Raw genomic sequence first — 6,833 nt, forward strand, 5'->3', positions numbered from 1 at the left:
ATTACTTTGCGGTTGGGGTACAGAGTGGCGGTTCTCAAGTCTTGTTCGCCCGGCGCGCGGGTCATCGCGGCCACGCTGCTGGCCGGCACCGTGCTCGGCGGCATCGCGCAGGCCGCCGATGCGCAGGGTCCCGGCGGCGGCTATGGCCGCGGCGGGGGTCAGCATCGCCCGGGTGGTCAGGGCAGGCGTGGCGCCGGACAAGGCGTGCCCGGCAGCGCCCGGCCCGAGCAACTGCCCGCGCCGGACCTGTCGAACGAGAAGCCGGTCACCGATCCCAACGCGAAGACCATCAAATCGCTCCGCGTCGAAGGATCGCAGCGCATCGAGCCGGAGACGGTGCTCTCCTACACGCGATTGCGCGTCGGCATCGCCTATAATGCGGAGTCGCTCGATCAGGCGCTGAAGGACCTGCAGGCCTCCGACCTCTTCGCCGACTTCTCGATCTCCGGCGTCGAGACCGGCGACATCGTGCTGCGCATCCGCGAGAACCCGATCATCAACCGGGTGATCTTCGAGGGCAACAAGACGCTCAAGCAGGACAAGATCGACAAGGAGGTCAAGCTCAAGCCGCGCCAGATCTTCACCCGCTCGGCCGTCCGCGCCGATGTCGGCCGCATCGTCGAGCTCTATCGCCGGCAGGGCCGCTTTGCCGCCGTGATCGAGCCCAAGATGGTGTCGCTCGACCAGAACCGCGTCGACGTGGTGTTCGAGATTACCGAGGGGCCGAAATCCAAGGTCCGGCAGATCAACATCATCGGCAACGAGGTCTTCTCCGACGACAAGCTGCGCGGCCAGATGGCGACCAAGCAGGCGCGCTACTTCCGCTTCTTCTCATCGGGCACCAGCTACGACCAGGACCGGCTGAACTACGATCAGCAGAAGCTGCGGCAGTTCTATCTCACGGAAGGCTATGCGGATTTCCGCGTCATCTCCGCGGTCGCCGAGCTCACGCCCGACAAGCGCGACTTCATCATCACCTACGTCGTCGAGGAGGGGAAGCGCTACAAGTTCGGCGACATCACCGTGGACAGCGAGATCCGCGATTTCGACAACAAGAAACTCGCGTCGTCGCTGCCGCTCACGAAGGGCGACTGGTACAACGCCAAGAAAGTCGAGGACTCGGTCGATCAGCTGAACCAGTCGGCCGGCCTGTTCGGCTATGCCTTCACCGATGTGAAACCGGAGTTCAATCCGGACCGCGACACGCTGACCATGTCGTTGAACTTCCACATCGCGCAGGCGCAGCGCACCTATGTCGAGCGTGTCGACATCAACGGCAACACGCAGACGCAGGACAAGGTGGTCCGCCGCGAGATCCGCCTGGCGGAGGGCGACGCGTTCAACAGCTTCCAGGTCAAGCGCTCGCAGGACCGCATCAATTCGCTCGGCTTCTTCCAGGACAAGTTCGAGATCAAGCAGAACCCCGGCTCCGCCCCCGATCGCGTGGTGCTGGAGGCGAATGTCGAGGAGAAATCGACCGGCGAGCTGCAGCTGTCGGCCGGCTATTCGAGCCTGGAAAACCTGATCCTGCAGGCCAACGTCACGCAGCGCAACTTCCGCGGCAAGGGCCAGGAGCTGCGGCTCGGCGCCGATTATTCGAGCTATTCCAAGTCGCTGGAACTGGGCTTCACCGAGCCCTATCTCTTCGACAAGAACGTCGCGCTCGGCGTCGACGTGTTCCGGCGCGATTACAACAACTTCAACTATCTGGGCGACTCGCGGCAGACCACCTATTCGCAGACCTCGACCGGCTTCCAGGTCCGCCTGGGCGTGCCGCTGACCGAATATTGGTCGCTGTCGGCGCGCTACGGGCTGTCCTACGATCAGGTCGGGCTGGATCAGGGCTCGTTCTTCACCGACAGCAACAATGACGGCGTCCGCGGCAACAGCCCCGGCGACACGTGCGATCCGCTGCAGGCGGGCCGGTATCTGTGCGAGGCGCTGGGCAACCGCTACACGTCGTCGGTCGGCTATTCGATCCTCAACGACAGCCTCAACAGCCGCCTGCGCCCGACCGCCGGCTCGCAATTCACCTTCGGGCAGGACTTCGCCGGCCTGGGCGGCGATGTGCGCTACATCCGCACGCGCGCCAACTTCGCGAAATATCACGGCGTCGGCGGCGGCTTCGTCCTGTCGTTCAACGGCGAGGGCGGCTGGATCAAATCGCTGGAGGGCAGTCGCGGCCCGGGCATCGATACGGTGCGGATCACCGATCGCTTCTATCTCGGCGAGCCGCAGTTCCGCGGGTTCGACATCCGCGGCGTCGGCCCACGCGTGCAGCGCATTTATTATAATGATGTGGTCACGAACCCTGACGGAACGCAGACCCAGACTCTGAAATTGGGTCGCGACGATATTGTCGATGACGCGCTGGGCGGTAAGGCCTATTATCTCGGCCGGCTGGAGCTGGAGATTCCGCTCGGCGCCGGCGCGCGCGAGCTCGGACTGCGGCCGTCCATCTATGTGCAGGCCGGCTCGCTGTTCGGCATCAAGCAGCCGCTGCCGACCGCCCAATTTCAGACCGTCAACGGCATCGTGCAGCCGATCGTCACCAACATCAAGGACGCGGCGGGCAATCAGCTTTATCTCACCCCCACCCTCCTCGACGACGGCGTGACGGCGAACCCGAGCGCGGGCCTTACCACGACCTGCAAATCGGGGTATGACGCCGCGCCCGCCGCGCCCGGCATCGCCTGCCCGGGCACCACCGCTCCCAACAGCGTCGATGCGACATCGACGCCGCCGTTCCTGGAACGGTTCCTGGGCAACTCCGCTCGGCCGCGCCTGTCGATCGGCTTTGGCGTCAACTGGAATTCGCCATTCGGGCCCTTGCGGATCGATGTCGCCAAGGTCCTCCTGTCTCAACCGGGCGACGACAAGAAGCTCGTCACCTTCAACGTAGGAACGCAGTTCTGATGACCAAGCTCGCCACCTTCCTCACCGCCGCTGCGCTCGCCGCGCCAGGCCTCCTCGCCGCCGCGCCGGCCATGGCGCAGACCGTCGCCGTCGTCGATCCGCAGGGCGCGGTGGTCAACACCAAGGCCTTCCAGGCCGCGACCACGCAGATCCGCACGCAGTACAAGGCCCAGATCGATCAGGCGAGCACGCGCAGCCAGGCCATCCAGGCCGAGCTGCAGCCGATGGTCACGTCGTTCAACACCGCGCGCAGCCAGCCCAACGCCAATCAGGCGACGCTGCAGACGCAGGCCCAGGCGATCCAGGCCAAGGAGCAGGCCGGCCAGCAGGAGATCGACACGATCACGCTGCCCGCCAAGCGCGCCCAGGCCTATGCCGCCGAGCAGATCCAGACGAAGCTGGGCGATGCGGTGCAAAACGTGATGCGCGCGCGCAACGTCTCGCTGATCGTCTCGCCCCAGGCGGTGCTGACCGCGCAGCCGGCGGCGGACCTGACGCCGGCGATCACCACCGAGCTCGACCGCCTCGTGCCGAGCGTGAGCACCGCGGTGCCCGCCAACTGGCAGCCCGGGCAGCAGCAGGGCGCCGCCGGCGTTCCCGCCGCGACGGCCGCGCCGGCGGTTACCCCTTCGCGTTCCTCACGCGGCGGCCGGTGAGCGCTGAAGGTTCTGCCGGCCAAGCCGGCGGGGCCGCCATCGGCCCGCTCGATATCGGGCGGGTCGTGGCGGCGCTGCCGCATCGCTACCCCATGCTCCTCGTCGATCGCGTCGAGGAGCTGGTGCGCGACGAGCGCATCGCCGCGATCAAGGCGGTGACGATCAACGAGGGCTTCTTCCAGGGGCATTTCCCCGGCCGCCCGATCATGCCGGGCGTGCTGATCGTCGAGGCGCTGGCGCAGGCCGCGGGCATCCTGGCGGTGGAGAGCCTGGGCCTCGCCGGCTCGGGCAAGCTCGTCTATTTCATGGCGATCGACGGCGCGAAGTTCCGCAAGCCGGTCGAGCCGGGCGTGCTGCTCCGGCTGGAGGCGAGCTTCCTCCAGAAGCGCGCCCGCGTCTGCAGGTTCGCCGGCCGTGCGCTCGTCGACGGCCAGGTCGCGGCCGAGTGCGAGTTCACGGCGATGATCGCGGACCCGCCGACGGCGTAGCGGCCGGCGAGGGGGCGGTCGCGCCGGTGGCAGGCGGCGTCGACGGCTCGGGCGGCACCATCAGCGGCAGGCCCGCCAGGGTGATGACGACCGGCGCCGGCTGCGTGACCTTGTGGCCGCGGTGCTTCCCGTGCGGCGCGGCGATGGCCGGCGCCGCCGCGGAGACCGCCAGCGCCGCCGCCGCCATGACGACCGGCACGCGATAGCTGACGCAGATCGCGCCATCGCACCGCCCGAGCAGGGCGGCGCGGGCGGCGTCGCTCAGGTCTGTGATGTCATGCACCTGCTGCCCGCACATCCGGCACCAGTCGCCGTCCATCACCGCGGCCAGATCGGCCTGGTAGGGGCAGGGCCGGCGGAACGTCGGGAACAGCGGCATCGCGCACCTCCTGGTCGCAGCCGCATAGCACGCCGATGCGGTGCGGGCGAGGCGATTGCCCCCGCGCGCCGCGTCTGCTAGGCGCGCCGCTTCCTTTCGGCCGGTCGGAAACCGGCCAATCCCGGAGCTTGACCCATGAAGGCCGACACGCATCCCGACTACCACATGATCAAGGTGCAGATGACCGACGGCACCGTGTTCGAGACCCGCTCCACCTGGGGCAAGGAGGGCGACACGATGACGCTCGACATCGATCCGCTGGCGCATCCGGCCTGGACCGGCGGCCGCGGCACGATGCTCGACGCGGGCGGGCAGGTCGCGCGGTTCAACAAGCGGTTCGGCGGGCTGACGCTGAAGCGCTGACGGTCTGGCCCTCTGGCGAAGAGGCGCTGACGGATCGTTTACCATCGGCGGCCTAGCGTCGGGGCATGTTCGCCGCCGAGTTCGAACCCGTCGCCCCCGAGCAGAAGCGCCGCTCGGCGCGCGCGGCGGTGGCGCTCGACGCCGACGTCGGGAAGGCAGGGCTGGACCGCACCTTGTGCAAGGTCGTCGACGTGTCGATGCACGGCGCGCGGCTGCAGACTTATTCGGCGATGCGCCGGGGCGCCGCGATCCGGCTGACGCTGCCGCGCGTCGGGCCGATCCCCGCCGTGGTGATGTGGGCGGACGATTTCGCGGCGGGCTGCCAGTTCCGCAAGGCGCTGACGCCCGCACAGTTCGACGACCTGATCGCGCTGGGCTGACGGGCTGAAGCATGATCCGGCAAAGCCGAAGCAGTTCTCCCGCGCAGGCGGGAGCCTGGGCTCGCCGACAGGCGATTTGCTCCGCAAGACCGGATCCCCGCCTTCGCGGGGACACAAGCGTTCGCGTCGGCTGGGTGGAAGCGGTCTTGTCCACCGCCGCCCCGGCGCAGGCCGGGGCCCAGTGTCGGGCTGCACCGGCCGACCGGACAATGCTCGACAGTCATGGCAACTGGCCCCGGCCTGCGCCGGGCAGGCGAGTCAGATCAGCTGAATCGCAGTCTGACCGGCCGCGATTTCCTTGAGCGTCACGGCGGGGTCGGCGAGACGCGCCGGATCGGCGGCCGCGCCGGCCAGCACCAGCGCGCGGCCCTGCACATAGTCGCGCACCGCGTTCACGCAGTCGAGCGCGACGACGCGGCCGGCCTTGAGATAGACGATCGAGAAGGCGCGGGCGGCGGGATCCCCGCGCAGCACCTCCGCGTCATGGCCGGCGGACAGGCCGACGGTCTGCAGCTTGAGGTCGTACTGGTTGGACCAGAACCACGGCACGGCGTCGTAGACGGCCTCCACGCCGGCGATCGTCTTCGCCGCGACCGTCGCCTGATCGTTGGCGTTCTGGACCGATTCGAGCCGGACCGGCAGGCCGTCGGCGAAGCGGTTGGCGTGCAGCGCGCAGTCGCCGACCGCGAAGATGTCGGGGAGGCTGGTGCGGCCGTGCGCGTCGACCGCCACGCCGTTGCCGCCGCGCGCGCCGGCCGCGAGCAGCGGCGCTACCGCCGGCACGATGCCGATGCCGACGATCACCATGTCGCAGGCGAGCGTCTCGCCGCCGCCCAGCCGCACGCCTTCGACCCGCTCGGCACCGGCGATGCTCTCGACCGTCGTGTTCAATCGGATCTCGACGCCGTGCGCGCGATGCTCCGCCTCGAAGAAGCGCGACAGCGCGACCCCGGCGACGCGCGCCAGCACGCGGCTCAGCGTCTCGATCAGCACCACCTGTTTCCCCAGTTTGGCGAGCGCCGACGCCGCCTCCAGCCCGATATAGCCGCCGCCGACGACCGCGACGCGCCCGACGCCCGGCAGTTCGGCCGCGAGCTGGTCGACGTCGGCGCGGGTGCGAACGGTGTGGACGCCCGACAGATGGTGGCCCTCGCACGCCAGCCGCCGCGCGGCGCCGCCCGCCGCCCAGATCAGCTTGCCGTAGCCGAAGCTCTCTCCCGCGGCGGTGGTGACGACGTGCGCCTCCGGGTCGACGGCCGCCACGCGCCGCCCGAGCAGCAGCGTCACGTCGCGCTCCGCCCAGAAGGCGTGCGGCCGGATCAGCATCCGCTCGAACGGCCGGTCGCCGGTCAGATATTCCTTGGAAAGCGGCGGGCGTTCATAGGGCGGCTCCGGCTCGTCGCCGACGATCGCGACCGAGCCGGCGAACCCGTGCTGCCGCAGCGCGATCGCCGCCTGCGCGCCGCCATGGCCGCCGCCGACGATCAGCACGTCGTAGCGCGGCTCCATCAGTATACCACGACCGAGCGGATGCTTTCGCCTGCGTGCATGAGGTCGAAGCCCCGGTTGATCTCGTCGAGCGTGAGGACGTGGGTAATCATCGGGTCGATCGCGATCTTGCCCTCCATGTACCAGTCGACGATCCTGGGCA

Annotated in this window: 7 protein-coding genes and 1 pseudogene; 5 read left to right on the forward strand and 3 right to left on the reverse strand. The window is 68.8% G+C overall.

Going from position 1 to position 6,833, the window contains the following annotated elements; genetic code table 11:
* The first annotated feature begins 24 nt into the window (after window positions 1-24).
* From bamA to fabZ, 3 genes are all read left to right on the forward strand, one after another.
* Window positions 25-2,916, forward strand: coding sequence for an outer membrane protein assembly factor BamA (bamA, locus tag ACFE64_RS08995; protein WP_375392127.1), 2,892 nt, complete (start codon window positions 25-27; stop codon window positions 2,914-2,916).
* Window positions 2,916-3,572: an OmpH family outer membrane protein gene (locus ACFE64_RS09000; RefSeq protein WP_375392128.1), complete on the forward strand. Its 657-nt coding sequence runs from the start codon at window positions 2,916-2,918 to the stop codon at window positions 3,570-3,572. Before bamA ends, ACFE64_RS09000 begins: the two co-directional genes overlap by 1 nt.
* 65 nt (window positions 3,573-3,637) lie before the next feature.
* Entirely contained in the window at window positions 3,638-4,060 is a 423-nt protein-coding gene (fabZ, locus tag ACFE64_RS09005) for a 3-hydroxyacyl-ACP dehydratase FabZ (protein WP_375392129.1), read from the forward strand.
* On the opposite strand, the gene ACFE64_RS09010 is transcribed toward fabZ, so the two are convergent.
* Window positions 4,026-4,439 carry a hypothetical protein gene (locus ACFE64_RS09010; RefSeq protein WP_375392130.1) on the reverse strand — a complete coding sequence of 138 codons (414 nt, stop codon included), beginning with the start codon at window positions 4,437-4,439 and terminating at the stop codon, window positions 4,026-4,028. The two genes, fabZ and ACFE64_RS09010, sit on opposite strands and share 35 nt — an antisense overlap.
* 135 nt (window positions 4,440-4,574) lie before the next feature.
* Here ACFE64_RS09010 and rpmE point away from each other — a divergent pair, with 135 nt between their 5' ends.
* Both rpmE and ACFE64_RS09020 read left to right on the forward strand, forming a co-directional pair.
* Window positions 4,575-4,802, forward strand: coding sequence for a 50S ribosomal protein L31 (rpmE, locus tag ACFE64_RS09015; protein ID WP_375392131.1), 228 nt, complete (start codon window positions 4,575-4,577; stop codon window positions 4,800-4,802).
* Between the two features lie 65 nt (window positions 4,803-4,867).
* Window positions 4,868-5,182, forward strand: a complete 315-nt coding sequence (locus ACFE64_RS09020) for a PilZ domain-containing protein (protein ID WP_375392132.1) — start codon at window positions 4,868-4,870, stop codon at window positions 5,180-5,182.
* 258 nt (window positions 5,183-5,440) lie between these two features.
* Here the strand turns inward: ACFE64_RS09020 and ACFE64_RS09025 are convergent, their stop codons facing one another.
* Window positions 5,441-6,691, reverse strand: a complete 1,251-nt coding sequence (locus tag ACFE64_RS09025; protein WP_375392133.1) for an NAD(P)/FAD-dependent oxidoreductase — start codon at window positions 6,689-6,691, stop codon at window positions 5,441-5,443.
* Window positions 6,691-6,833, reverse strand: a pseudogene (locus ACFE64_RS09030) (S-(hydroxymethyl)glutathione dehydrogenase); the annotation flags it as partial. The pseudogene ACFE64_RS09030 and the gene ACFE64_RS09025, both read right to left, overlap by 1 nt.

This window comes from uncultured Sphingomonas sp. (assembly GCF_964250165.1).
In the GTDB taxonomy this organism is placed as follows: Bacteria; Pseudomonadota; Alphaproteobacteria; order Sphingomonadales; family Sphingomonadaceae; genus Sphingomonas.

Bases quoted from the DNA above. Each gene is read 5' to 3' on its own strand.
- ACFE64_RS09000 (WP_375392128.1), top strand. From the start codon at position 2,916: ATGACCAAGCTCGCCACCTTCCTCACCGCCGCTGCGCTCGCCGCGCCA.
- ACFE64_RS09010 (WP_375392130.1), bottom strand. From the start codon at position 4,439: ATGCCGCTGTTCCCGACGTTCCGCCGGCCCTGCCCCTACCAGGCCGAT.
- rpmE (WP_375392131.1), top strand. From the start codon at position 4,575: ATGAAGGCCGACACGCATCCCGACTACCACATGATCAAGGTGCAGATG.
- ACFE64_RS09020 (WP_375392132.1), top strand. From the start codon at position 4,868: ATGTTCGCCGCCGAGTTCGAACCCGTCGCCCCCGAGCAGAAGCGCCGC.
- ACFE64_RS09025 (WP_375392133.1), bottom strand. From the start codon at position 6,691: ATGGAGCCGCGCTACGACGTGCTGATCGTCGGCGGCGGCCATGGCGGC.